Origin of the sequence: Acinetobacter qingfengensis, assembly GCF_008693185.1 — a bacterium.
In the GTDB taxonomy this organism is placed as follows: Bacteria; Pseudomonadota; Gammaproteobacteria; order Pseudomonadales; family Moraxellaceae; genus Acinetobacter; species Acinetobacter qingfengensis.
Genome location: NZ_VXKN01000001.1, coordinates 1 through 25,514, shown reverse-complemented (window position 1 = coordinate 25,514; position 25,514 = coordinate 1). Strand labels below are relative to the sequence as shown.

Below are 25,514 nucleotides of genomic sequence, written 5' to 3'. Positions count from 1 at the left end.
AATCATTTATCGCAGAGTAAAAACAAAGTAAAAAATTAATTTCATTCAAGAATTTAAATCAATAAAGTTGACTGCATCAACAATTTAAAAAGTAAATATAAATCAAAATCTTAACCAATTAATTTTTACCCGACAGTATTTCGTACTATACTACGACAAGTACGATTATTTTATATTTCTTAATACTATGAGCAAACAAGATACATCCCTTTCCAAATCACAACTGGATTTATTAAAACAATTTAAGAAACAGGTGACAGCACCTCAAACAAAAGTATCAACTGAAAAAAAATCCAGCAAACAACCTATTTATACATCTCCTCAAGCTGAGCAGGAAAACGACACTCAATTGTTTAACAAAGCCATGCAAGGTGTGCAAGAAATTGATCGTGGTAATCTTGCGATTGAAGCAACACAAAAAAGTCACCAACGACTAAATGCACAAATGCTAGCCAAACGCATTGCGGCTGAAGGAACAACTGAAACAGACGAAACCATATTGTCGGACACACAAGCCTTACTCAATCCTGTTGCAAGTCAGGCATTTTTAAGTTATCGCATTACAACCTTGCAAAATCGTGTTTTTGAAGACTTAAAAGCAGGAAAATTACGCTGGTTTGAAGCAGTTGATTTACATGGTTGTACCATTGAACAGGCTCGTATTGCAGTATTACAGCTTATTCAAATGGCTAAAGATGATCATCAGAATGTGATCAAAATTGTTCATGGTAAAGGGCCTACCGGTATTTTAAAAACCTGTGTGAATGGTTGGTTACGTCAGCATAAAGATATTTTAGCTTTTGTGAGTGCGCCAGAAAATCAAGGTGGAACCGGTGCCGTACTGGTATTGCTTAAACGAACAGAAAAAAATCCAAAGTATCAGCAAGAAAGAAAATAATCGGAAAAAAACCGTATGTTTTCTGATACAATCCCCTACTTGTTTTTCATCAGCCTATAAATGCCAAATGAGTATGCAGCAATCTTATTCAGATATTTTAACCGCCATCGGTGAAGACCTGGAACGCCCGGGACTGAAAGACACCCCTATTCGTGCTGCAAAGGCGATGGCCTATTTAACTTCCGGATATCAAAAATCTCTGATAGAAGTTACCAATGATGCGGTATTTCCATCAGATAACCGTGAAATGGTTTTAGTTAAAAATATCGAATTTTATTCTCTATGCGAACACCATTTATTACCTTTTTATGGACGTGTACATATTGCCTATCTACCTGAAGGTAATGTACTAGGTTTATCTAAATTTGCACGCATTACCGAAATGTTTGCTCGACGTTTGCAAATTCAGGAAAACTTAACGCAACAAATTGCTGAGGCAATTGTGGAAGTGACGGGTGCAAGAGGCGCAGCTGTGGTCATAGATTCAGCGCACATGTGCATGATGATGCGTGGTGTAGGTAAACAACATTCAACAACGCGCACTGTTTGCTTTTTAGGTGAAATGAAAGACAATGAACAGGCTCGACGTGAATTTTTAAACGCTGTACCTGAAAACTATTAATGCTTAACAATATAAGAAAATGTAAAAAAATCAGGCTATTAAAGCCTGATTTTTTATTATTTCCCCAAAAAACTAATAGTCAAAAAAAGTGACTTCGCCTGTTTCCAGTGAATATTCTGCGCCTATCACCAATAACTGGCCTTGTTCAATCAGTTTTTCAAGTACCGCAGAACCATGACGTAATTGATTTACTGATGCAAAAACATTGGCACGCACTGCATGTTTTGATAATTTTTCAATATCGTCCTTTAATTCGGTCTGAAATAAAATTTCTACGGATGGACGTACGCGATTAACGATAGACATCAAATTTTGTGAAGGTAAATTTTCCGGATTTTGCAAAGTTTCAATTGTTGCCTGAATTGCACCACAATGACTATGTCCCAATACTACCACTACCGGACAATCATAACGCTCAGCAGCAAATTCAACACTACCAACCTGTGACGGTGCAACAACATTTCCGGCAACACGAATGACAAACAGATCCCCTAATCCTTGATCGAAAACCATCTCAGCAGGAACGCGTGAATCTGAACACCCTAGAATAATCGCAAAAGGATTTTGATCTGATGCAAGTGCAGCACGATCCTGATGAGATAAATTCTTAAAAGTTGTATTACCACTAACAAAGTTTTTGTTACCATCTTTAAGGCGTTGCAATGCCTCTTGTGCACTTAACATGGGGATTCCTAAAACCGCAAATATGCGCCCATTGTAAGAGCCTTCCTGTGGTTTGTCATTAGACAAAAACTACCTTTTACATTCGGGTTCTTGAATAATATCGATTAAATCGAGATTCCATTTATAATTTCAATTTTCTATTAACATATAAATGATTAAGATATTTTAGATAAAATATTAAATTTCAAGGCATCAATGAATTGTTCTCAATCCTGTAAAAATCACACGTATTTGCTACCATCTGCTACAATCTATTCAATGATTGTCCTGTCTGAGCCTGTAATATATGCATCCTAAAGCCAAAGCTATCTTAGATGCCCAAATGTGTTTTATCGAGCAACAATTAAGCAATCCAACGACTATTGCTCAAGAAGTACTTGGTTTTTTTGACTGGTTTAAGCAACAAAAAATTATATCTATCTGGTCTGAGCAGCATATTCAGGCCTTATTAAAGCAACAAATTCTAAATACCCAGCTTTCTGCTTCGTTAATTACACAAATTGAACAACATATTGCACAGGCACTTCAACATCCAGTAAATATACACACTACCATTGAAGACGTTATCCCTGTAGAAACAGTCGATCAAATTGCACAATATATTGCCTCCAAGCATCAGCACAGACAGGCGTTGATCCAAAAGATTGTAACCAACGAAAGTTATATTGAATTGGTAACCAATATTGTGCAACAAAGCCTAAAAGATTATCTGGATCAAACTGTTGCAAGTAAAAGAATACCGGGTGTAGGTTCATTTATGAAAATGGGAAAATCTGTCATTGAACTGGCAACTGATCAAAATTTTGATGACACCATTAAAATTTATCTACAAAAAAATATTTCAAAAATTAGTAATATCAGTGAACAATTGATTAATCAAAGTCTTGATGAAGAAAAACTTTATCACTGGCAAGCCAAACTTTGGCATCAAATAAAAAAAATGCCCTTATCTCAACTGCAAAACTATATTCTGGTAGAAGACTTACCACAAACCGTCACAATGACCACACAAATCTGGCAACATTTACGCCAAACACCTTATCTACAACAACAGGTTGCTGATGGTATTCGCTTATGGTTAAAAGCACACGAAACAGAAACTTTTGCTAAAATTCTAGCTGATCTTAATATTAATGATGAATTATTAAAAAATGAGCTTTATGAATTAATGATGCCTATTATTGAACAGCTTATCAATGATGGCTATCTAATACAACGTATTCGTTTTTATCTAAAAGAATTCTATAATTCTGAACAAGTCACAAATATTTTATTGAATTCTAAATTATAATTCAGAAAATATAAAGCCCAATATAATATTGGGCTTTATATTAACTATTAAACTAATCTGAAAATTTTAAAATTGATATTTTAAACTGGCATAATAAGCGCGACCAGGTTCATTATAAGTTTGATTTACAGTTGTATCACGCAATTTCTGTTCATCAAATAAATTACTTACTCCCAATCGTCCACTAAAGTTTTGGTTAAATTTATAACCAAAGTTAATACCAACAAGACTATAACTCTTGATTGCAGTTGTCACAATACCAGTACGATTTTCAAGAGCCGTTTCTGAAAACTGACGTGGTTTTTGACGACCATATTGGGTATAGACAAAGTTAACATCTGCTTTGTCTGTAATCTCATAATTCAAAATAGAGTTAATCGTGTAATTTGGAACGATGGATAATGGATTACCAGTTCTCTTATTAATCGAATCTTTCATCCAAGTAAAATTATTGGTCCAGGTAATATTCCCCCAATCCAGACTAATACTTCCTTCCAAACCTTGTACTAGTGCCTCTGGAATATTTACCCATTTCAGTAGATTCCATGTCGCACCATTATATTGAACTTGTCCGTATACAGTATCACCAGAAGTGATTTTATTTTTATAGTCATTACGGAACCATGCCAGACTCGCAGTGACAATATCTTTCTCAAACTGAATACCAATTTCTTTATTTACTGAAGTTTCTGGTTTGAGATCTGCATTACCTTGTAATAAACAACGACTCAAACCAATTGGACAACCATTACCAGAAGTTGCTAATAAGTATCCTTCAGCATTTTGATATAAATTTGGTGCTTTATAGGCTTTAGCAACTCCACCTTTTAATGTAAAATAATCACCCAATTTTTGAGTAAGATTTAAACTTGGACTCCAGTTATCTCCAGATTTGTTATGATCATCAAAACGTAATGCCAATACCACATCTGTTGTTGGTGTAACTTTAATATTATTTTCTATATATGCCGAAGCAATACGAGAATTCATGTTACTACGATTACTGCCTGTTAAGCTTTCTACAACTGAATCACCAGTACCTTGAGTTGTATTCGCAGTATCAGTGAAATCCTCATCAACCCACTCAGCACCTAAAGTTAAATTTTGTGGTCGCCATAGTTCAATAGGAATATTTGCCTCAGCACTAAAACGTAAAGTATCTAAAACAGATGTCGGACGATCAGTAATACTATTAATACGACCTTCTGACGCACCAGCAGTGCCCTCAGCTAGACGTTTATTTCTCGTCTGGTCATAAGATGCTAAAAGTTTGCTTTTCCCCCAATCCCAGTTACCTTCATGAGTAAGGGCATAGTTGGTACGGTACATAGTGTTAGTTTCTGTACCAATTAAGGATGATAATATTGCATTAGTAGTAAAATCCAGATTACTATTTTGTGAATCTCCTGCATAATCGTTACCTTGACGACTAGCTCCAACATCCAATAACAAAGTTTGATTATCTGTCACCTGCCATGCCAGACGAGCATTAATATCCTTATTTTCTACCCCTTCTTTACCCGCTGCACGATAGCCAGAAGAGTTTACAGGGTTAAGATCAGCAGCATCACCATTTGTTTTATTAAAATTGCCGTATATACGATAAGACAGAACATCTCTAATAATTGGCCCACTCAAATTGGCACTGACACGACTACTATCCCCTTCCTTTCGATTTTCTGGTTGATTAGTATAAACCTCAACTGATCCATGTGTTTCATTCGTTACTTTTTTGGTGATGATATTAACGACACCACCCATTGCACCATTGCCATAACGAGCAGCAGCAGGACCTCGTAATACTTCGATAGATTCAATTGCATCTGCTGGAACCCAATTCGAATCACCACGCGTATCACGTTCACCACGCCAACCATAACGAACAGAATTACGAGAAGTTACAGGCTTACCATCTATCAAAATCAAGGTATTTTCTGGTCCCATACCACGGATGTCGATTTGACGATTATTTCCACGCTGACCTGTTGCACTGTTTCCCGTAAGATTAACACCCGGCATACGACGAATAATTTCTGAAATATCATTAACAACAGGTGTTTTTTCTAAATCTTCAGCAGTAATTTTTGATACACCAAGAGATTGCTTGATTTGCTCTTCAGCTGTTACAACAATCGCATCAAGCTGAACAGGTTTTTTCTGTTGTTCTATTTGTTCATCATTCGCAAAAGTATATGTAGTTGCAAATATTGACGCCAATATGCAAATTGTTAAGGTATTCTTTTCTAGCTTACTAAACATTACCAAAGTCCTGTGTTTATTAACATAAATTACATTTCCTTTCAGGATGGTAACAGATAATTATTATCATTAAAAGAGAAATAATTCTTAATATTATTTACTAAAGGTTATCACCATAGCATACAAACTTAACCATAAATCATAAAAACTTATATTTATCAATCACATACTTATTAATATATAATGTTTCAATAGTGAATATTTAATTTAAGGTAATATTTTTGAGAAATAAAATTAAAAGTTAAAAAATTAAGCACATGATATGTAAATACATTAAAATTTATTTTTTAACAAAAACTTACTAAACATAACGATTACAGTTATTAAAACCACGTTATCTCCACAATTATGGAGATAACGTGGTTTTTCGATCAAATGGTTTTTAACAATCTAAATTTATTTGTTAAAAATTCATATTTAATCCTATTGTGTAACGACGACCATCCAATACTTTTTCATTTTCCTCTGCAACAAGTTGTTTATCAAAAATATTATTAATTGCAAATTTTGCTGTTAAGTGATCGTTGAAACGATAGTTCAGCCCGACATCATAAAAACTGTACGCAGGCCATTCTGTCACTGTTGTACTATCGGTAGTAGCACCACGATAATTATAACGTGCCCATAAATTTACAGCATCACTAGGCTGAGTATCGAGTGTGACATTTACATTATGTTTCGGAATATCATTAAGCGGTCTACCTTTATTTGCACCTGATTTTTGCTCTGAATCTGTAAAGGTATAATTTGCACGTAAAGTTGACCAGTCATTGAGTTGAGTGTCGAATGTGATTTCGACACCATTAATTTCTGCGCTGTCTACATTGGTACGTTCAAGAATACGCCAATATTTTGTTTGTCCATCAGGTGCTGTACAAGTCCAGCTTGCACTATTGGTGCGACTACCCGCTTGACAAGCACTATAATTCTGCAATTTATCTTTGAAATCAGTATGATATGCCGTAAGACTTGTTGTAAATAAGTCCCCTTGCCAGATTGCACCAATTTCATACGTCGTACTTTGCTCTGGTTTTAGATCAGAATTACCTAAAATAATTCCTGCGCCACGTGCGGTAACCTGCCAAAAACCGTCAGCTGCTGCACGTAATTCAGGTTGTTTATACCCTGTTGTAACACCACCTTTTAAAGTAATTTTGTCATTTAGATGATACACCGTATATAATCGAGGGCTAAAATGCGAACCATATTGTTCATCATTATCCCATCTTAAACCACCTGTCACATTAAGATGATCTGTTAGTGCCCACGTATCCTCAAAAAATAATGCATTTGACCAGCGTGAAAAATCACTTCCTGCATTTCCGGCAGTATTTAGATTTGTTGCTTTATCTGTTAATTCTTCATTTTTAAAATATGCGCCGAAACTTAAGGTATGATTTCCCAATAACCAGTTCCATTGTGTATTTGCCGTCAAAACTTCAGTTTCAATCGGTTGATTCACACGTACACCATTATTTAATGATGTTAGTACAGCATTTTCACGATCTGGTGTCTGTGATTTTTCATACTGAAGATATGAATTACTATTTACGTTATCAGTATATTTACCATTATGAGTCAAACTAAATACATCACGGTAAAACCGTAATTTCCCACGAATATTGCTGGCGGCTGTTTTGGCTGTTTCATCACCTACCTGTTTAGACGTATCATATCCAAAAGCCACATCATGATGATCATTAATTACATAGGTAAATTTGGTATTTAAATGCTCACGTTTAGTTCCTTTAAAACCACCAATAATATTATCTTCATCCCGATTATAATAACCGGCCGCAACTTGCATGGCTAATTTTTCAGCTAATGGTCCTGCAAGATAAATATTGGTATCAAAAACATCGCCCGAATCTTTATGTTCCTGCAACGTTGTACTGACATCAAAACTTCCTGTCCAACGATCAGGTACTTTTTTCGTGATGATATTGACAACCCCTCCCATCGCATCAGAACCATATAGAGATGACATTGGTCCACGAATCACTTCTATTCTCTCTATGGCCTGTAACGGTGGCAAAATTCCTTTTTCAAGACCAAAATCGTCGCCATTCGGACGTGTCGTACGGCTATCCTGTTTTTTGCCATCTACCAAAAATAAAGTATATTGCGGATCCATACCACGAATACTGACGTCCAATGTACTACCCGATCCAGTAATTGTTACGCCTGGAACGTCATTTAATACATCAGTAATATCATGATAATTTCTTTTATCAAGCTCTTCACGATCAATTACGGTAATGGAAGCCGGTGCATCTGCAATGGTCTGTTCATATCCAGAGGCTGTCACAACAATTGCATCTAACTGTTTGATATTATTTTCATCTGCATACGCAATGCTACTAGAAGCCAAACTAAATAATATACTGCGGGTTAAAAAATTTCTTGGGAGATCCATAAAAAATCCATAATTGGTTACAAAAGGATAAGTGAAAATACATAATATCAACATATTTACATTCTTAAAAGTAATCTAAATCATTCTTGTTTATATTTTTTAGTAAATTTTACAAATTAGATAACATCATTACTAATACTTATTTAATTAAAGTATTTTAAAGATTAATCTTCGTTAATTTGTAAACGCGAACACTTTTTTTTAGAAAAAATAAATATGGTTTTACAGGTATACCAATAAGGAAAAATAGATATCTGGCTTCCCCTAACCTTCAATGAGCGTTGAATTCGGATGTTTTTATATTCTTTAATCTTATTTGAATTTTTAAACATATTTAAAGCTTTTTTGTATTGATAAAAAACCGGGAAACATTCCCGGTTTTCATTTTATGTATAAAAATTATAATTAAATTTGTGATTGAATATAATTTTGTAGTCCTATTTTTTCAATGAGACCAAGCTGTTTTTCTAACCAGTAAGTGTGATCTTCTTCAGTATCAGATAATTGCTGACGTAACATATCACGACTAATAAAATCACCTTTTTCTTCACACAATTGAATACCTTTTGCCAGTTTTTCACGAACATGATATTCCAATGCCAAATCAGCTTTTAAGCAAGAAACAACATCGGTACCAATATCAATATCTTCACGATTCATATTTGGTGTACCTTCTAGGAATAATACACGGCGGATAATAGCGTCCGCATGTGATGCCTCTTCCTGCATTTCATGATCAATACGTTCGTAGATTTTGCTTAAGCCCCAATCCTCATACATACGGGAATGGATTAGATATTGATCACGGGCAGCAAGTTCACCACCAATTAACATATTTAAATAATCAATAACGTCTGGATTGCCTTTCATACCAAAGCTCCTAAATTTTCCAATATTATGCATTATTTTTTGAAAGATGAAAACTCAAAAATACACTTAAATGTTTGATTTTAAATAACTAATAATGAGAAACAAACGCATTTGCAATCTATATCAAGGCAATTCTTTGAAATTAATACGCCTTAAACTGTTGAATTTGTAATCAAATTATTTATCTATTGATGAATTAAATAAAGTAAACGACTTATTTGTTAAGCTAAAATTTAGAGTTTTAAAATATTTTTTTTTGCAATTTTTTTTGTTTTTTTACAATTTTCATGGAAAATAATAATTTTCATATTGCCAGATATTGTCGATGAATAATTTTAATCAAAATGCGCCAATCCTTGTTACCGGTGCAACTGGTTACGTTGCAGGCTGGATTATTAAAGGCTTATTGGAAGCTGGCCGTACAGTACATGCAACTGTTCGCAATTTAAATCAACCCTATAAAACAATACACCTAAACCATATCGCTGAACAAACGTCCGGAACTTTACGCTTATTTGAAGCAGATTTATTAGATGAAAGAGCGTTTGATCGTGCTATGCAGGATTGTGAAATTGTAATTCACACTGCATCGCCTTTTGTGGTCAGTAATTATCAAGATGCTTTTAAAGATATTGTTCAACCGGCCATAAAAGGGACCGAAAATGTACTAACTTCTGTAAACCGTACTTTATCAGTAAAACGTGTTGTGCTCACATCAAGTATTGCTGCGACGTACGGTGATGCCATTGAAATTATCAAAACTGCAGAAAATCGCTTTGATGAAAGTCATTGGAATAGCACCAGTAGTATTGATCATCAGCCTTATCCATACTCAAAAGTTGCCGCAGAAAGAACTGCCTGGAAAATGCAGGCAGATCAGGCGCGCTGGGATTTGGTTTGCATTAATCCGGCTCTGGTTATGGGGCCATCTTTAACAGCCAACACACAATCCGGTAGTGTCGAAGTACTTAAACAATTTGGTGACGGTACCATGCGTTTTGGTGCACCAGCAATGTGGAATGGAATTGTTGACGTAAGAGATGTTGCACAGGCACATATTCAGGCTGCGCAAGAATTATCAGCTCACGGTCGTTATATTGTCTGTGGTGGAACACTTAGTTTGATGGACATTGGCTACATCCTACAACAACACTTTGGCAAGAAATATCCATTTCCGCCATTTGAAGTACCGAAACCTTTGTTTAGCTTAGTTGCACCTGCATTTGGTTTATCACGGAAATTTGTTCGTCTAAATATGGGATATCCAATTTATTTTAATAATTTACGTAGCATCCAGGAATTGGGGCTACATTACCATGATATCAAAAAGAGTGTTGTTGAACATTTTCAGCAATTACTGGACGATGGTATTATCAAAAAACGCTAAATTAAACGCCAATTAAAAGAATAGATGTTTCAAACAATCTTATATATCTCCCCCTAATAGGGGGAGAATTATCAAATAAATTTATTAAAATACTTATTTGAGAAAAACTTTGTTCTCAAAGAATCAAGCTGAGCGAACTTAAAAAACAACCTCTAAGGCAACTTAATTTTCAGATTAAGGTTTAACCAATTCCAATTCCCGTTCTAACTGAATTTGATCCTCAAGCAAATGATTCAAATCCTTTGAAAGTTGTCGCTGCTGTTCCAGTAATTTATAGCGTTCGTCTTTATCCGTAACTTTGTCAATTTTTCGATCAATATCTCGAATATTATTCCTTTTTGATTCAATATCCTGCTTGTTATTGTAATAACGTGAAGCAGTATCATGAATTGCTCTAACTCGGCTACGATTAGGTTCTGGACAAGCACTAATTGATCCTTGTCCAATAATCGATAACTGGTAAATATTTTTAGGTTGGCAATATTGCAAAATCGCAGATTGATACGCTTGTTGATATTGCTGTCTGTCCGTAGCGTTTACAGCAATCTGTTTTTTATTACAAGATTTAACTCTGGAATCTATTCTGGATGTATAACCTTTTAATCCATCCTGTCGTCCAAGATCCGCCCAGTTAGCAACTTCACATTCAGTAGCTGACATAACCTGACAACCACTTAATACGATGCAGCTACTTAACAACATAAATAATGTGATTTTCATCATCTTTGCTTCTTTTTATTGATACTGCTCTAGCATACTTAAAAATTCCTGTTCGTTCATCACTGAAACACCTAATTTTTCAGCTTTTTCCAGTTTACTTCCGGCTTTTTCTCCAGCAACCACACATTTGGTTTTACTTGATACACTACCTGAAACACGGGCACCCAATGCCTGTAGTTTTTGTGTTGCGTCATCACGCCCCATACTGGCTAGTGTTCCAGTGACGACCCAACTCTCCCCATTTAATGGCTGCCGAGTCGGTGCTTGCGGTGCTGGCCATGTAATGCCTGCCTGAAGTAGACGTTCAATGACCTCCAGATTATGCTGTGCATGAAAAAAGTCATAAATCCATTCTGCAGTAATATCACCTACATCAGGGGTTTTTTTCAATTGTTCCAGATCTGCCTGCATCAATGCATCCAGCGTTTGGAAAGTGTTAGCTAACATTTTGGCAGTTGTTTCACCGACTCCACGAATTCCCAGCGCGTAAATAAAACGATGTAATTGAGTATCCTTACTTTGCTCAATTGCCTGTAATAAATTCTGAACTGATTTTTCACCCATTTTTTCAATGGTTAATAATGTTTCACGATGTTGATGAAGTTGATAAATATCAGCCACATTTCGAAGTAGTTGTAAATTTAAGAGAGATTCAACCCATCGATCACCTAACCCTTCTATATCCAGTGCTTTACGTGCAACAAAATGCCGAATCGCTTCAATACGCTGAGCTGAACAAAACAGTCCACCTGAACATCTGGCCAATGCTTCACCTTCTGGCATAACAACTGGAGAATCACATACCGGACAATTTTCAGGAAGTTGTACGATTGCAGCATGTTCAGGCCGAAATTCAGGCCAGACTTTTTCAACTTTTGGAATCACATCACCAGTACGGTATACACTAACCCGATCACCAATACGCACATCCAGACGATGAATTTCTCCAATATTATGCAGCGTTACATTAGATACTGTTACACCTCCAACAAATACCGGATGCAAACGTGCAACAGGCGTCAAAGTACCGGTACGTCCGACTTGCCATTCAATATTTTCTACTGTAGTTAATGCTGCCTGAGCTGGAAATTTGTATGCTGTTGCCCAACGTGGCTCCCGACTTAAAAAACCCAATTGTTTTTGTTGTTGCAGATCATCAACCTTGATCACCATTCCATCAATTTCTACACTTAAATTATGGCGCTCTTTGATGATTTGTTCATAACATTGCTGCACCTCAGTAATACTATCAACCACCCATTGACGTTCGGCAATTTCAAAACCAAGTTGAGTTAACCAATGCAAACTTTCATGCATCGATGCCAAACCATGATGAGGTACACACTGTGCCACTCCATAGGCATAAAATGCCAGTGGTCGACTGGCAGCAATTTTTGGATCAAGTTGACGTAAACTTCCCGCAGCAGCATTACGAGGGTTTGCAAATGTTTTTTCACCATTTTGTTCGGCAACACGATTTAATTTTTCAAAACCTGATTTTGGCATCAAAACTTCACCACGAACTTCCAGAAAATCCGGGACAGTCACGTTAGCAGTACGTAAAGATAATGGCAGATTACGAATAGTTTTCACATTTTGAGTAATGTCTTCACCGGTTTCACCATCACCACGCGTTACACCACGAATCAGTACACCTTTTTCATACCATAATGAAATCGCCAGACCATCCAGCTTGAGTTCGATATCATATTGAATTTTTTGTTGTGGTAAACGTTCCTGAATTCGCTGATCAAATGCTTTTAACTCATCGTAATTAAATATATTACCTAGTGACAACATCGGTACTGCATGCGTTACACTGCTAAACTTAGAGAGGGCCTCTCCACCTACTTTTTGGGTTGGGGAATCTGTTTGAATGAGATCGGGGTATTGTTGTTCCATGTGTTTAAGTTGATGATATAGTTGATCATACTCAGCATCAGATATTGTCGGATTGTCCATCACATAATAGGCATGACTATGTTTTGCCAGGATCTGAATTAACTTACGCATTTCTGCAATAATTTGCTCAGTATTCATCAACTTTTCAACCAGACTAAAAACTGCGTATATTTAACCATATTAAATTTATCTAAAATACTCTAACTGATCATTCTAGTTTATTTATCAGCCTTCCAAAGGCATAACTTTTCGTAAAATTTTTTATATCACAAATATTACCAACGGATTTAAATTTTAACTCAATTGAATAATAATAAAAAATTCCTCACCGAAGTGAGGATAATGAGGAAAACTTTAAGATTGAACGATCTAAAGAAAATTATTTTTAACTCGGATATTTCACATTGATATTGTCTTTTAACCGAAAAATACCCAGTTTTACCGCAACAAATAACATTATATTTTGGTCAAACTTTATCACAGGCTCTAAATATGGCGTATATGCTTGAACATATTCTATTTCAAAACCTGATTGTTGCAATGTTTGATAAATTTCTTCTAATACACAGGATAACCTTTGCCCCGCATACAAATTCTGTTGTGCTTTTAACAAACTCTGATAAACCAATGGTGCAAGCCGTCTTTGCTGATCATTAAACTCAGTATTGCAACGGCTTAAAACAACACCATTTTCATCACGAAAAATGGGAACTGCAACAATTGCTACCGGCAAATTTAAATCTCGCCGGATTGCTCGCATGATTTCAATTTTCTGCCAATCAATCTGGCCCAAAAATGCAAGGCCAGGCTGAACAATATTAAATAACTTGGTTAATGTTGTAATGTCATCATCAAAATATCCATAATGAAATTGCCCACATAGAATATCCGTAATGCCTGGTACAGTAATCTTTGTTCGACATAAATCATCGCCATATAACTGCTGTACTGTAGGTACAAAAAGCAAATCGCATCCCATATCAGCCAGTAAATAATGGTCATTACTTAAAATACTACAATAGTTGGCATAATCCTGAACTGCATTAAATCGAGCAGGATTGACAAAAATACTAACAACCACAACATCACATAATTTTCGTGCTTCACGAATGATACTTAAATGTCCCTGATGCAAACGCCCTTTGGCTGAAATCAATCCAATGCTTTTACGTGCTAATCGTGCTGATTTTAATGCTGCATCCAATCCCAGTATTGTCGTTTCCGTTTTCATACGATTAACTTTAAATATTTTCTTTAATAAATTTTGCATTATTTATCTCAAGGATCGATTGCTCTTCTGATTTATCTGAAGAATTTATATGTCATGATCACTGAATAAACAATGATGACTGATCAGTTAATCAATCAGAATATTGTCGGTAAATGAGTTGTAACCATATAAATTATGGATACAACTCAATCAATAACATCAAATGATAAATGAATTAGTTACCGCCAAAGACATAAGCAAGACCGACACGTCCACCAACCTCACCACCACCAGCAACCCCAAGCGCAGCACTGACTGATGTACGACCATCAGCCAAAGCACTTACAATCCCCAATGCACCTGCTGTTTCACCTTTATAATGACCAGCACCACCAAATACAGCAATTTGCCCAGGTTTAATATTTGGAACTTGTTGCTGAGCAGCTAACGCAATTGCCGTACCACGATAAGCAGCTTTTTCAACGTCATCCAATCTGTTGGCAAGATTGTTTACACGAGTATCTGTATAGGCATTTGCAGCAGCAAGTGTTTCTGTCGATTTAGTATCTGTATAGTTATTTGCTGATGTTAACGTTGCGGCATCGCCTGCGATACGTGCAGCCGTTTCTGTTGCCACAGCCGTATCAGTATAAGCATTTGCTGATACCAGTGTTGCTGCATCACCAGCAATGCGTGCAGCTGTTTCCGCAGTTAAACCATCATTTAAATTACTAATAGATTGATTTGTCGCATAAAGTTGGGAACCATTTACAGCATCGGTTGAAGTCGCAGATAATGTTGCATCTGCTACACCTGTTAATTGCAATGCATTGCCTGAACCATCAGCCAGTGTGACTCCAGAAGAATTTAACGTTAATGATGCTGCTTCGGTTGGGTTTGCTGCTGTACCCGTGTAAGACGTCAATCTTGTATAGGTTAATGCACTATTTAATGTCGTAACTGTATTGGCTGAACCATTGGTGACATAAAAGTTACCAATAGATCCATCATCCGAATTAACATTAACTGCAATATCATTGGCATTGGATGCCAAAGTTGCACCGCTAACAGTTACTGTTTCAGCATAAATTCCTGTTGCTGCTATGGTCAATGCAATGGCCAATCCTGATAAATAAAATGTTTTTCTCATATAAAATCACCCTTTAAATGTCTTTGCTGTATAAAACTTATTTTCCCCAAAACACTGTTTTATCGTGTTTTACTACCTATCCATTATTTAAATCTGCAAATCTGGCATCAGTAGCCCAAATGACGATGTGAGCTGAGGTAAGCCTTGCTCAAATTCTAGTTTTACTTTAAAAATTTATCAATCAAAACTTGATTAATTTTATACAAAATTTTGTGTTTCTTATATTTTTTATTTAATTACGTAAAAAACAAGTATAAAATATACTCAAATTAATCTATAAATACTGCATAAATACAATATTTTATCAATCAAAACTTGATTTCAAGCATGTTACTTTATCAAAACTTACTTGACGTTCTTTTTTTTAATCAAATGAAAGTAAAAAATGAAAAAGAAGCTTTTAGCAAGCGGCTAAAACAACAACTTGCTAAAAATGGCTGGGCCATAAATAGCCCAACATGGTTAGCTCGTGAATTTAATCTACGCTATCAGGGACAGCCAGTTAGCGTACAAACAGCAAGTAACTGGCTTTCTGGTAATGCCATTCCCAATCAGGATAAGTTACAAATTCTAGCAGTATGGTTGGATATCTCCAGCCAGTGGTTGCGTTTTGGAGAAGAATTAAATGACCAGCAGGAATCTACGAATACAGATTATCATACCAATATAACGCTCAGTGACTTTTCTGATAAGTTTGCCAAGCTGACCACTAAACAAAAATCTTTAATTTATCATTTGATTGAAGAAATGCTGTCCGCCAATAAATAATTTTTTTCAATCGATCTTTAAGATTCTCTGTTTTAAATCAGCATTTTCTTTCTCTAAATATTTTATTTTTTCCAATAAAATATTATATTTTTTGACATATCCGTATAAGCGTTTAACCTCTTTTACTGGATATAATGCATATTCTTCTGTTACATCAAATATCCGATTTTGCTGATTAGACATATTTTTCCCCTGATTTTTCTTTCCAATACTCGCACTACATTGTTTTTGTAGTGTTCACTCCAACATATCTTTCATTATTATATTTATTTTCTTTTGCCATAAAAAATCCCTGCAACATAGCATTGCAGGGATTTTTGGAAGAACAGATGATGTAAAGTTTACATCATACCACCCATTCCACCCATACCGCCCATATCTGGTGCAGCAGGTTTTTCTTCTGGAATTTCAGTAATCATTGCTTCTGTTGTTAACATTAAACCTGCAACAGATGCCGCATGCTCCAATGCAGAACGAGTTACTTTCGCAGGGTCAAGGATACCCATTTCCAGCATATCACCATATTCACCGGTTGCAGCATTATAACCGTAGTTACCTTCACCTTGTTTCACAGCATTGATAACGACTGATGGTTCGTCACCAGCATTGGCTACGATTTGACGAAGTGGTGCTTCAATAGCACGGCGTAGGATGTTAATCCCTGCTGTTTGATCTTCATTTGCACCTTTTAAACCATCAAGTGCATTGACCGCACGAACAAGTGCAACACCACCACCCGCAACAACGCCTTCTTCTACAGCTGCACGAGTTGCGTGAAGTGCATCATCAACACGATCTTTTTTCTCTTTCATTTCAACTTCTGTTGCTGCACCAATTTTGATAACTGCAACACCGCCAGCTAATTTCGCCACGCGCTCTTGAAGTTTTTCTTTATCATAATCAGAAGTTGACTCTTCAATTTGCGCACGAATTTGTTGAACACGTTCAGCAATTTGTGTTGCATCACCAGCACCATCAACAATCACGGTGTTTTCTTTAGATACTGTAACTTTATGCGCTGTACCTAATTGATCTAATGTTGTTTGGTCAAGTTGCAAACCGATTTCTTCAGAAATTACTGTTGCACCAGTCAATGTAGCAATATCTTGCAACATGGCTTTACGACGATCACCAAAGCCAGGAGCTTTTACAGCACACACTTTGATAATGCCACGCATGTTGTTTACAACTAATGTTGCAAGCGCTTCACCTTCAACATCTTCAGCGATGATCAGTAGAGGCTTACCTGTTTTTGCAACAGCTTCCAATGTTGTAATTAACTCACGAATATTGCTGACTTTTTTATCTACAAGTAAGATAAATGGATTTTCAAGCTCAGCAGTTAATGTGTCTTGCTTATTTGCAAAGTACGGGCTGATGTAACCGCGATCAAATTGCATACCTTCAACAACATCTAAAGCATCTTCAAAGCCTGAACCTTCTTCAACAGTAATCACGCCTTCCTTGCCAACTCTTTCCATTGCTTGAGCAATAAGTTTACCAACAGTATGGTCAGAGTTTGCAGAAATTGAACCAACCTGTTCAATCGCTTTAAAGTCATCAGCTGGTTTTGCTGTCGCACGGATACCTTCTACTACTGCTTTTACAGCAATGTCGATACCACGTTTTAAATCCATTGGGTTCATACCTGCAGTTACAGATTTGATCCCTTCACTTAAAATCGCTTGCGCCAATACAGTTGCAGTTGTTGTACCATCACCTGCGATATCATTGGTTTTTGAAGAAACTTCACGAACCAGTTGCGCACCCATATTCTCAAATTTATCTTGTAATGAGATTTCTTTGGCAACAGTTACACCATCTTTAGTAATATGTGGCGCACCAAAAGAACGGTCAATCACGACATTACGACCTTTAGGTCCTAAAGTCACTTTTACTGCATCTGCAAGGATGTTCACACCTGCAATCATTTTAGAACGTGCTGAGTCACCAAATTTTACATCTTTAGCTGACATAATTTACTCCAAATCCTTTAATTTAAATACTCGATCTGATTACTAATGATTTTTCAGGATTAGCCTTCCAAAACGGCTAAAATGTCAGATTCTTTCATAATCAATAGTTCTTCACCATCAACTTTAACAGTTGTACCTGCATAGGTACCGAACAAAACTTTGTCGCCTACTTTTACATCTAACGCGCGAATGCCATTGTCTGTAATTTGACCATTACCTACAGCAATGACTTCACCTTGCGATGGTTTTTCTGCTGCTGAACCAGGTAATAAGATACCGCCGGCGGTTTTTGTTTCTTCTTCAACACGACGAATAACCACACGGTCATGTAATGGACGAATATTGCTCATAAAAAACTCCATCAGATTAAGTTCTGTTTAAAAATGTTGCCAATGACTCCTTCATTCCTTATCGCCACTGCCAACAAATCTTTGTACTGCCATTTTTTTGGGGATTGAAAAAAATGCTTCAAGGGGTAAATTAAAAAAAATTAGTTTTTTTGTACTTTTTTTAATCTAATATGGCACTTTTCTACAGAACTGCCTGTTTTTCAAACTTATTGCTGATTTCATTAAATAAATATACCAAAACTGCTCCATCTGGCGTAATTAAATTAAAACCATTCTGTTGACCATGATGTAGACGATAAGACAATGCTGTTCCAGCATGAATATCCCATACCGGATGCTCAACATTTAATCCATATAATTGCTGTAAATTATACTTGGCTGAATGATGCAAATGTCCATGCAATAGTCCATTCAATCCGGAATTCGCCCAATACCTCAACGCCATTTCCCCTAATACAGGTCGATCTTTTAAAGCATGTTTATCGAAAGGTTCATTATAAAAAGGCTGGTGAATCGCAACATACTTAAGTAAATGTGCAGGTGCTTTAGATAAAATATGATCCACAGTCTGTATTTGTAACTTTGATACATATCCTTTGGTATGATGTTTGGGCCGAATACTATTTACGCCAATGACAAAAAAATGCTTGGTCTGAATAATTTGTTCAGTATCACCAAAAAATAGTTGATAACGAGAAAATGGTGACATAAAACGCCGCCACAAATGATAAAGCGGAATATCATGATTACCAGGTACAACCAAATAAGGTAAATTCAAACTTTGTAAAAATTGTCGACATTTAAAAAATTGCTGATATCTGGCTCGCTGAGTCAAATCTCCGCTAACGACTACTAATTCAATAGGGCATTGCCGGCAAAACTGCTGTAAAGCAACAACACGATCAGCCTGTTCTGTCCCAAAGTGTAAATCAGATAGATGTAATAACATGCGGGACCTTTACTATTACTGCATTTTGGCATACTGCAAATTTTAAAGGTGTTGTCAGTTGTACAATTTCTCCATCCAATGCAACTTTTAAAGTTCTCTGTTTAGATTCAATTTCAACCTGATCCGCACAAAATCCATAAACATCATCTGCCCGCTCTAATTCTCCCTGAAATAATTTTAAAATTAATTGTAATAATTGCCAGCGATTTACCTGCCCCAATGCAACACCAGCCAATTTACCTTGTGCAGCACAATCTGCCAAACGTAATTTTAAATCCTGAAGTTGTAATTGATTATTGCCAAAAAAAATCATTGGACTGTCAACCGGATGCAGTTTTCCATCAATGCGTAATTTCAATCTAAAATGGTAAAAAGGCTTAATTAGCTCAACCAAGCCTGACAAATATGCCACCGCAGGAAAACGACCAATTTTTTGATTGTAATATTCACGACTTTCGATAATCACAGGATATAAACCAATACTGGCATTGTTCAAATATACCCGATGATTTACCTGAGCAACATGAATAGATCTGATGTCGCCATCAACCAAAACCTGTGTTGCTTCATCAATATTCAAGGGAATATTCAAGGCACGTGCCACATAATTAAATGTACCCAAAGGTAAAATTCCTAGTTGAATATCCAAACCCAGCAAAGCTTGTACAACGGAATTAATCGTACCATCACCACCTGCTGCGACAATGATACCTCGTTGCCCTTTGGGGAATGACTGATGACGCTTTATAGCCTCAGCAATACATTGATCCAGATTATAGACCTGATCCGTTAAAAATAATGCCACGGCATAATTTGCAGCAGACAAAATTTCAACCATTTTTTCAATGTTCACCTGATGTCCATGACCATGGTGACCCGAACCTGTGTTCATTACAATTGATAGCGGATCGTGCATTATGCGACTTCTTTTCACTAGAGAATGCAAATCTACATATAACGCAAATTAGCTTAGTCATACCAGATAAAAATGTAATTCATCCTTAAACTAACGAATATTACATAAATACAACACCTTCAAAGCAAATATCATTCTTCAGAAGGAATCTGATCAAGGATCACTGACCCCATTAAAAATTCATATTTTAGGCTTTTCCATCACAAAATAATGATATTTTTGTGTATTTTTTATCTTTTTTCCTATATCACTCAAAAAAATAATGACTATTGATTTATAACAGAATAAAGTATTTATTTTCTTTACCCCTAGTATTTATTTAAATTATTTCTTTCAAAATCATCCACCTAAATCAAGTTTTTTCAAAAGTCAATTCTCCATTAGATAAAATTGCTTATCATTTGATGCAATTTATGTTTTAATACGCCCACATTTTTTGATTTGTAATCGCTACGATCCTAGCGATTAATTGTACTTTGTACACACTTTTAAATAGGCCTCAACATGACCCAAGTGAACGCACCAGAATTCGTTCGTCATCCTAAGCTTATTGCATGGGTTGAAGAAATTGCAAAATTAACCAAGCCTGCAAAAATCGAATGGTGTGACGGTAGCGATGAAGAATATCAACGTTTGATTGATTTAATGATCGCCAACGGCACCATGCAAAAGTTAAATGAAGAAAAACACCCAGGTTCTTATCTTGCAAACTCTGACCCCTCTGACGTTGCTCGTGTAGAAGATCGCACGTTTATTTGTTCCGAACAAAAAGATGATGCAGGCGCAACCAATAACTGGATGGCACCAGCAGAAATGCGCAATAAACTAAATGGGCTTTTTGATGGTTGCATGCAAGGTCGTACCATGTATGTTGTACCATTTTCCATGGGCCCTCTGGGAAGTCATATTGCACAGATCGGAATCGAATTGACCGACTCGCCTTATGTTGCTGTTAGCATGCGTAAAATGGCACGTATGGGTAAAGCGGTTTATGATGTTTTAGGTACTGATGGTGAGTTTGTTCCTTGCGTACACTCTGTAGGCGCACCACTTGCAGACGGCGAAAAAGACGTTGTATGGCCTTGTAATGCTGAAAAATATATTGTGCATTATCCAGAAACTCGTGAAATCTGGTCATTTGGTTCAGGTTATGGCGGTAATGCACTATTAGGTAAAAAATGTCTTGCTTTACGTATTGCTTCTGCAATGGGCCGTGAACAAGGCTGGTTAGCAGAACACATGTTGATTCTTGGTGTAACCAATCCTCAAGGCGAAAAACATTATATCGCTGCAGCATTCCCATCTGCATGCGGTAAAACCAACTTTGCCATGTTAATTCCACCAGCTGGTTACGAAGGCTGGAAAATCGAAACTGTAGGTGATGATATTGCATGGATCAAACCTGGTGAAGATGGTCGTTTATATGCGATCAATCCTGAAGCAGGTTTCTTTGGTGTTGCACCGGGTACAAATACAAAAACTAATCCGAACTGTATCGCAACACTACACAAAGATGTAATCTACACTAACGTTGCCGTAACAGACAATGGTGAAGTTTGGTGGGAAGGTCTAACCAAAGAAGCACCAGCTAACCTAACCAACTGGAAAGGTCAGCCTCATGTTGCTGGTGAAAAAGCTGCACATCCAAACTCTCGTTTCACAGTATCTGCAGGTCAATGCCCATCTATTGATGCTGATTGGGAAAATCCGGCAGGTGTACCAATTTCTGCATTTATTTTTGGTGGTCGTCGTGCCGACACCGTTCCATTAATTTCAGAAGCATTTGACTGGGTTGATGGCGTCTATAAAGCTGCAACTATGGGATCTGAAACAACTGCTGCTGCGGTTGGTCAACAAGGTGTGGTTCGCCGTGATCCATTTGCAATGTTGCCATTTACAGGCTACAACATGGCAGATTACTTCCAGCATTGGTTAACATTGGGTGAAGAAGTTGCAACAAAAGCTAAAGCTGCTGGCAATAAACTTCCAAAAATATTCAATGTAAACTGGTTCCGCCGTGATGAAAATGGCGACTTTGTATGGCCTGGTTTTGGCCAAAACACTCGTGTACTTGAGTGGATCATTGATCGTGTAGAAGGTCGTGCCAATGCTGTAGAAACTGCAATTGGTTATGTACCAACCTACGAAGATTTAAATTGGAATGGTACAGATTTCTCCAAAGAAGACTTTGAAAAAGTGACTTCTCAGGATAAAGATTTATGGTTAAAAGAAATTGAAAGCCATACTGAATTGTTCAATAAATTGGGTGATCGCTTACCAAAAGTTTTAAAAGATCGTCAGGCACAATTAATTGCAGCAGTTAAAGCATTTGATGCTGCATAAGTCTGAATAAATAATTGTTCCAACCTTAAAATAAATGGATCATTATTTAAGCCAATATGCCCAATGAAACTCATTGGGCATTTGTATTTTTATAATCAATGTAATCGACACTTCAATTATAAATAGTTAATTACCTCTATAACGTTCTCAATCATATTTTAATATTTCAAAAAAAATGCTGATTTTCATCAGCATTTTTTAATTTTATTTCTTATCATTATTGCCAAATAATGGTCCCATACCGGTCATGCCTCCCATTTTTTTCTGCATGTCCTGTACACCACGTAACATTTTACTTAATCCAGATGGATTGGAGAATTTTTTCATCATTTTCGCCATTTGAGAATGTTGTTTCAACAAACGATTGATGTCCTGCACTTCCATACCACAACCTGCCGCAATACGTTTTTTACGACTTGGGTTGATAATGTCCGGATTACGACGCTCCTTAACCGTCATTGACTGAATGATGGCTTCCATTTTTTTTACTTGTTTTTCAGGCTGTGCTTGATCAAGTGCTTGTTGAATACCTGCACCACTCATACCAGGTAACTTGTCCAAAAAGCCTGCCATGCCACCCATTTTTTTCATTTGCTCAAATTGAGTCAGCATATCTTCCAAATTGAACGAGCCACCTTTTTGTAGCTTTTTCGCCATTTTTTCGGCTTTTTCTCGGTCAATTTTTCGTTCAACTTCTTCGACTAAAGAGAGAACGTCACCCATACCGAGGATACGTTGTGCAATACGCTCTGGGTGAAATGGTTCCAAAGCATCAAGCTTTTCGCCCATTCCTAGAAATTTAATTGGCTTTCCTGTAATTGCTCGTACAGATAAAGCAGCACCGCCACGTGCATCACCGTCAGTTTTGGTCAGGATAACACCTGTTAATGGCAAAGCATCATTAAAGGCTTTGGCAGTATTTGCCGCATCCTGACCAGTCATGGCATCCACGACAAATAGCGTTTCTGTTGGTGCAATTGCCTGATGTAATGCTTTGATTTCGTCCATCATGTCATCATCAATATGTAGACGACCTGCGGTATCGACAATCAATACATCGGCAAATTTAATTTTAGCTTGTTCAATGGCACGATTAACAATGTCAATTGGTTTTTCGGAAGCGTCCGAAGTAATCCATTCCGCACCGACTTCGGCAGATACCGTTTGCAATTGTTTAATCGCAGCTGGACGGTATACATCGGCAGACACCGTTGCAACTTTTTTCTTTTGACGTTCTTTTAAATAACGTGCCAATTTGGCAGCCGTAGTGGTTTTACCTGCCCCCTGTAAACCAGCCAATAAAATAACAACGGGTGGTTTAGCCGCCAAATCAAGAGTTTCATTAGCTTCACCCATCATTCGGGTTAATTCGTCATGGACGATTTTCACAAAAGCCTGACCGGGAGAAAGTTGTTGCAAAACATCCTGCCCTAATGCTTGTTCTTTTACTTTGGCAATAAAATCACGGGTAACAGGTAATGCAACATCAGCTTCAAGCAATGCCATACGTACTTCACGTAACGTATCCTTGATGTTATCTTCAGTCAACTGTCCTGTGCCAGAGACATTTCTTAAACTCTGCGTGAGTCGTTCCGTTAATGTATCAAACATTACAAATTCCGCTTAAAATGGCTAATTGCAAAAAATTCTTTCCAACAATGGATCAATTATGGCATAAGATGCGATAGGATACTTGAGTTCGGAAAAAATTTGTAGCGCTTGTTGTTTCTATGCACATTCTAACATGTATTAAAGGTTTGGCATGAATCTGCCCTTGATCTTCACAATATTGGCACTGGTTGCCTATGTCACAGGTTTTTTGTACCTGTTAAAACAGTTCCTGAATAAAACGACAACCAATCCTTTTCTGGTCTGGTCAAGTTTATTGACTGGTCTGATTTTACATGCATTGGTACTCAGTATTGATATGCTTACACCATGGGGAATAAATTATGATGTATTTAACTTAATCTCTTTTACGTCCGGATTAATGTTGTTGCTAAGTATTATTTTTAGCATGTATCGTCCTGTAATTATTTTAAATTTAATTGCTACTCCAATTGCCATACTGGGTATGTTTATGGGAGCAGCATTTAACTCTCCAGGACATGTCATTATTGAGCAAGGATTAGGCATTGATATTCATATTATTTTATCTTTAGCCGCTTATGCAGTATTGCTCATGGCAACAATTCATGCGTGTTTAATCTGGTTTCAAAATCGAGAATTAAAAAAGAAACAGAAATATCGAGTCTGGGTAAACCTATTACCGTCCCTGCAAACAATGGAATCCTTATTATTTGACCTGATTATGGTCGGATTTATTTTATTAACTGTAGCACTAGGTTTTGGCTTTTTTACCATTGAAAATTTTTTTGGACAACATCTTGCACACAAAACTGTTTTTAGTGTCATTTCATGGTTGATCTATGGTGGGTTATTGGTTGGCCACTGGCGATATGGCTGGCGTGGTATGAAAGCTATTCGCTTTACTCTAATTGGTTTTGCATTACTGGCATTAGGTTTTATTGGCAGTAAATTTGTGCTGGAAATTTTATTAATGAAATCTTAAATTTCCATTAGCTTTCCAACGAATTGTTTCAATTGTCAAATCAATAAAAAACGCCAGAATACATCTGACGTTTTTATTAAAATTATTTTTTAACCCGAATATTTTTTCAATCTAGGTTTATAGAAGCCAAAATATCCAATAATCAGAATAATAAACCAGATTGGACTGACTTTAAGCGCTTCAAATGTATCGGTTTCCAGTGACATAATATAAATCGTGCCAATAAAAAAT

General features: G+C 36.6%; 22 protein-coding genes. 7 read left to right on the top strand and 15 right to left on the bottom strand.

Features of this window, described 5'->3' with window-relative positions; genetic code table 11:
- Nucleotides 1-187 precede the first annotated feature (187 nt).
- Both F4V57_RS00100 and folE read left to right on the top strand, forming a co-directional pair.
- Nucleotides 188-898: a Smr/MutS family protein gene (locus F4V57_RS00100; protein WP_070069594.1), complete on the top strand. Its 711-nt coding sequence runs from the start codon at nt 188-190 to the stop codon at nt 896-898.
- A gap of 73 nt (nt 899-971) precedes the next feature.
- Nucleotides 972-1,520, top strand: a complete 549-nt coding sequence (gene folE / locus F4V57_RS00095; RefSeq protein ID WP_171257531.1) for a GTP cyclohydrolase I FolE — start codon at nt 972-974, stop codon at nt 1,518-1,520.
- A gap of 72 nt (nt 1,521-1,592) precedes the next feature.
- Here folE and F4V57_RS00090 read toward each other — a convergent pair whose 3' ends face one another.
- Entirely contained in the window at nt 1,593-2,204 is a 612-nt protein-coding gene (locus tag F4V57_RS00090; protein ID WP_070069596.1) for a carbonic anhydrase, read from the bottom strand.
- Nucleotides 2,205-2,526: 322 nt separating this feature from the next.
- Here F4V57_RS00090 and F4V57_RS00085 point away from each other — a divergent pair, with 322 nt between their 5' ends.
- Entirely contained in the window at nt 2,527-3,495 is a 969-nt protein-coding gene (locus tag F4V57_RS00085) for a hypothetical protein (RefSeq protein ID WP_406564518.1), read from the top strand.
- A 66-nt stretch (nt 3,496-3,561) separates the two neighbouring features.
- On the opposite strand, the gene F4V57_RS00080 is transcribed toward F4V57_RS00085, so the two are convergent.
- From F4V57_RS00080 to ftn, 3 genes are all read right to left on the bottom strand, one after another.
- Nucleotides 3,562-5,754, bottom strand: coding sequence for a TonB-dependent siderophore receptor (locus F4V57_RS00080; protein WP_070069598.1), 2,193 nt, complete (start codon nt 5,752-5,754; stop codon nt 3,562-3,564).
- A 403-nt stretch (nt 5,755-6,157) separates the two neighbouring features.
- The gene (locus F4V57_RS00075; RefSeq protein WP_070070138.1) at nt 6,158-8,170 is read right to left on the bottom strand and encodes a TonB-dependent receptor domain-containing protein; all 2,013 of its coding nucleotides are present in this window, start codon (nt 8,168-8,170) and stop codon (nt 6,158-6,160) included.
- A gap of 405 nt (nt 8,171-8,575) precedes the next feature.
- Complete coding sequence (gene ftn / locus F4V57_RS00070) at nt 8,576-9,040, bottom strand: heteropolymeric bacterioferritin subunit Ftn (protein WP_070070139.1); 465 nt, start codon at nt 9,038-9,040, stop codon at nt 8,576-8,578.
- A gap of 325 nt (nt 9,041-9,365) precedes the next feature.
- Here ftn and F4V57_RS00065 point away from each other — a divergent pair, with 325 nt between their 5' ends.
- Nucleotides 9,366-10,427 carry an NAD-dependent epimerase/dehydratase family protein gene (locus F4V57_RS00065; RefSeq protein ID WP_070070140.1) on the top strand — a complete coding sequence of 354 codons (1,062 nt, stop codon included), beginning with the start codon at nt 9,366-9,368 and terminating at the stop codon, nt 10,425-10,427.
- 174 nt (nt 10,428-10,601) lie between these two features.
- On the opposite strand, the gene F4V57_RS00060 is transcribed toward F4V57_RS00065, so the two are convergent.
- From F4V57_RS00060 to F4V57_RS00045, 4 genes are all read right to left on the bottom strand, one after another.
- On the bottom strand, nt 10,602-11,150 hold the full coding sequence (locus F4V57_RS00060) for a DUF2799 domain-containing protein (protein WP_081409226.1): 549 nt from the start codon (nt 11,148-11,150) through the stop codon (nt 10,602-10,604).
- Between the two features lie 12 nt (nt 11,151-11,162).
- Nucleotides 11,163-13,187: an NAD-dependent DNA ligase LigA gene (gene ligA / locus F4V57_RS00055; RefSeq protein ID WP_070070142.1), complete on the bottom strand. Its 2,025-nt coding sequence runs from the start codon at nt 13,185-13,187 to the stop codon at nt 11,163-11,165.
- 247 nt (nt 13,188-13,434) lie between these two features.
- Entirely contained in the window at nt 13,435-14,280 is an 846-nt protein-coding gene (locus F4V57_RS00050; protein ID WP_070070151.1) for a 4-phosphopantoate--beta-alanine ligase, read from the bottom strand.
- Between the two features lie 214 nt (nt 14,281-14,494).
- On the bottom strand, nt 14,495-15,409 hold the full coding sequence (locus F4V57_RS00045) for a YadA-like family protein (protein WP_070070143.1): 915 nt from the start codon (nt 15,407-15,409) through the stop codon (nt 14,495-14,497).
- Between the two features lie 327 nt (nt 15,410-15,736).
- Between F4V57_RS00045 and F4V57_RS00040 the strand changes: the two genes are divergently transcribed.
- Entirely contained in the window at nt 15,737-16,177 is a 441-nt protein-coding gene (locus F4V57_RS00040) for a hypothetical protein (protein WP_227515699.1), read from the top strand.
- Nucleotides 16,178-16,183: 6 nt separating this feature from the next.
- On the opposite strand, the gene F4V57_RS14725 is transcribed toward F4V57_RS00040, so the two are convergent.
- The 5 genes from F4V57_RS14725 to F4V57_RS00020 all read right to left on the bottom strand — a co-directional run bounded on the left by F4V57_RS14725 (nt 16,184) and on the right by F4V57_RS00020 (nt 20,368).
- On the bottom strand, nt 16,184-16,360 hold the full coding sequence (locus F4V57_RS14725) for a hypothetical protein (RefSeq protein WP_171257548.1): 177 nt from the start codon (nt 16,358-16,360) through the stop codon (nt 16,184-16,186).
- Between the two features lie 158 nt (nt 16,361-16,518).
- Nucleotides 16,519-18,153, bottom strand: coding sequence for a chaperonin GroEL (gene groL, locus F4V57_RS00035; RefSeq protein ID WP_070070144.1), 1,635 nt, complete (start codon nt 18,151-18,153; stop codon nt 16,519-16,521).
- 59 nt (nt 18,154-18,212) lie between these two features.
- Nucleotides 18,213-18,503, bottom strand: coding sequence for a co-chaperone GroES (locus F4V57_RS00030; protein ID WP_070070145.1), 291 nt, complete (start codon nt 18,501-18,503; stop codon nt 18,213-18,215).
- Between the two features lie 181 nt (nt 18,504-18,684).
- A complete protein-coding gene (locus tag F4V57_RS00025) occupies nt 18,685-19,452 on the bottom strand; it encodes a metallophosphoesterase family protein (protein ID WP_070070146.1) in 768 nt (255 codons plus the stop codon).
- On the bottom strand, nt 19,433-20,368 hold the full coding sequence (locus F4V57_RS00020) for a diacylglycerol/lipid kinase family protein (RefSeq protein WP_070070147.1): 936 nt from the start codon (nt 20,366-20,368) through the stop codon (nt 19,433-19,435). Before F4V57_RS00020 ends, F4V57_RS00025 begins: the two co-directional genes overlap by 20 nt.
- Before the next feature lie 504 nt (nt 20,369-20,872).
- Here F4V57_RS00020 and F4V57_RS00015 point away from each other — a divergent pair.
- Nucleotides 20,873-22,711, top strand: coding sequence for a phosphoenolpyruvate carboxykinase (GTP) (locus F4V57_RS00015; RefSeq protein ID WP_070070148.1), 1,839 nt, complete (start codon nt 20,873-20,875; stop codon nt 22,709-22,711).
- Nucleotides 22,712-22,915: 204 nt separating this feature from the next.
- Here the strand turns inward: F4V57_RS00015 and ffh are convergent, their stop codons facing one another.
- Nucleotides 22,916-24,322, bottom strand: coding sequence for a signal recognition particle protein (gene ffh, locus F4V57_RS00010; protein WP_070070149.1), 1,407 nt, complete (start codon nt 24,320-24,322; stop codon nt 22,916-22,918).
- A gap of 151 nt (nt 24,323-24,473) precedes the next feature.
- Between ffh and F4V57_RS00005 the strand changes: the two genes are divergently transcribed.
- Nucleotides 24,474-25,283, top strand: coding sequence for a cytochrome C assembly family protein (locus F4V57_RS00005; protein ID WP_070070150.1), 810 nt, complete (start codon nt 24,474-24,476; stop codon nt 25,281-25,283).
- Nucleotides 25,284-25,372: 89 nt separating this feature from the next.
- Here F4V57_RS00005 and F4V57_RS14835 read toward each other — a convergent pair.
- On the bottom strand, nt 25,373-25,514 hold a 142-nt coding region (locus F4V57_RS14835; protein WP_228268218.1), incomplete at its 5' end, for a hypothetical protein.

Bases quoted from the DNA above. Each gene is read 5' to 3' on its own strand.
- F4V57_RS00100 (WP_070069594.1), top strand. From the start codon at position 188: ATGAGCAAACAAGATACATCCCTTTCCAAATCACAACTGGATTTATTA.
- folE (WP_171257531.1), top strand. From the start codon at position 972: ATGCAGCAATCTTATTCAGATATTTTAACCGCCATCGGTGAAGACCTG.
- F4V57_RS00090 (WP_070069596.1), bottom strand. From the start codon at position 2,204: ATGTTAAGTGCACAAGAGGCATTGCAACGCCTTAAAGATGGTAACAAA.
- F4V57_RS00085 (WP_406564518.1), top strand. From the start codon at position 2,527: ATGTGTTTTATCGAGCAACAATTAAGCAATCCAACGACTATTGCTCAA.
- F4V57_RS00080 (WP_070069598.1), bottom strand. From the start codon at position 5,754: ATGTTTAGTAAGCTAGAAAAGAATACCTTAACAATTTGCATATTGGCG.
- F4V57_RS00075 (WP_070070138.1), bottom strand. From the start codon at position 8,170: ATGGATCTCCCAAGAAATTTTTTAACCCGCAGTATATTATTTAGTTTG.
- ftn (WP_070070139.1), bottom strand. From the start codon at position 9,040: ATGAAAGGCAATCCAGACGTTATTGATTATTTAAATATGTTAATTGGT.
- F4V57_RS00065 (WP_070070140.1), top strand. From the start codon at position 9,366: ATGAATAATTTTAATCAAAATGCGCCAATCCTTGTTACCGGTGCAACT.
- F4V57_RS00060 (WP_081409226.1), bottom strand. From the start codon at position 11,150: ATGATGAAAATCACATTATTTATGTTGTTAAGTAGCTGCATCGTATTA.
- ligA (WP_070070142.1), bottom strand. From the start codon at position 13,187: ATGAATACTGAGCAAATTATTGCAGAAATGCGTAAGTTAATTCAGATC.
- F4V57_RS00050 (WP_070070151.1), bottom strand. From the start codon at position 14,280: ATGAAAACGGAAACGACAATACTGGGATTGGATGCAGCATTAAAATCA.
- F4V57_RS00045 (WP_070070143.1), bottom strand. From the start codon at position 15,409: ATGAGAAAAACATTTTATTTATCAGGATTGGCCATTGCATTGACCATA.
- F4V57_RS00040 (WP_227515699.1), top strand. From the start codon at position 15,737: ATGTTACTTTATCAAAACTTACTTGACGTTCTTTTTTTTAATCAAATG.
- F4V57_RS14725 (WP_171257548.1), bottom strand. From the start codon at position 16,360: ATGTCTAATCAGCAAAATCGGATATTTGATGTAACAGAAGAATATGCA.
- groL (WP_070070144.1), bottom strand. From the start codon at position 18,153: ATGTCAGCTAAAGATGTAAAATTTGGTGACTCAGCACGTTCTAAAATG.
- F4V57_RS00030 (WP_070070145.1), bottom strand. From the start codon at position 18,503: ATGAGCAATATTCGTCCATTACATGACCGTGTGGTTATTCGTCGTGTT.
- F4V57_RS00025 (WP_070070146.1), bottom strand. From the start codon at position 19,452: ATGTTATTACATCTATCTGATTTACACTTTGGGACAGAACAGGCTGAT.
- F4V57_RS00020 (WP_070070147.1), bottom strand. From the start codon at position 20,368: ATGCACGATCCGCTATCAATTGTAATGAACACAGGTTCGGGTCACCAT.
- F4V57_RS00015 (WP_070070148.1), top strand. From the start codon at position 20,873: ATGACCCAAGTGAACGCACCAGAATTCGTTCGTCATCCTAAGCTTATT.
- ffh (WP_070070149.1), bottom strand. From the start codon at position 24,322: ATGTTTGATACATTAACGGAACGACTCACGCAGAGTTTAAGAAATGTC.
- F4V57_RS00005 (WP_070070150.1), top strand. From the start codon at position 24,474: ATGAATCTGCCCTTGATCTTCACAATATTGGCACTGGTTGCCTATGTC.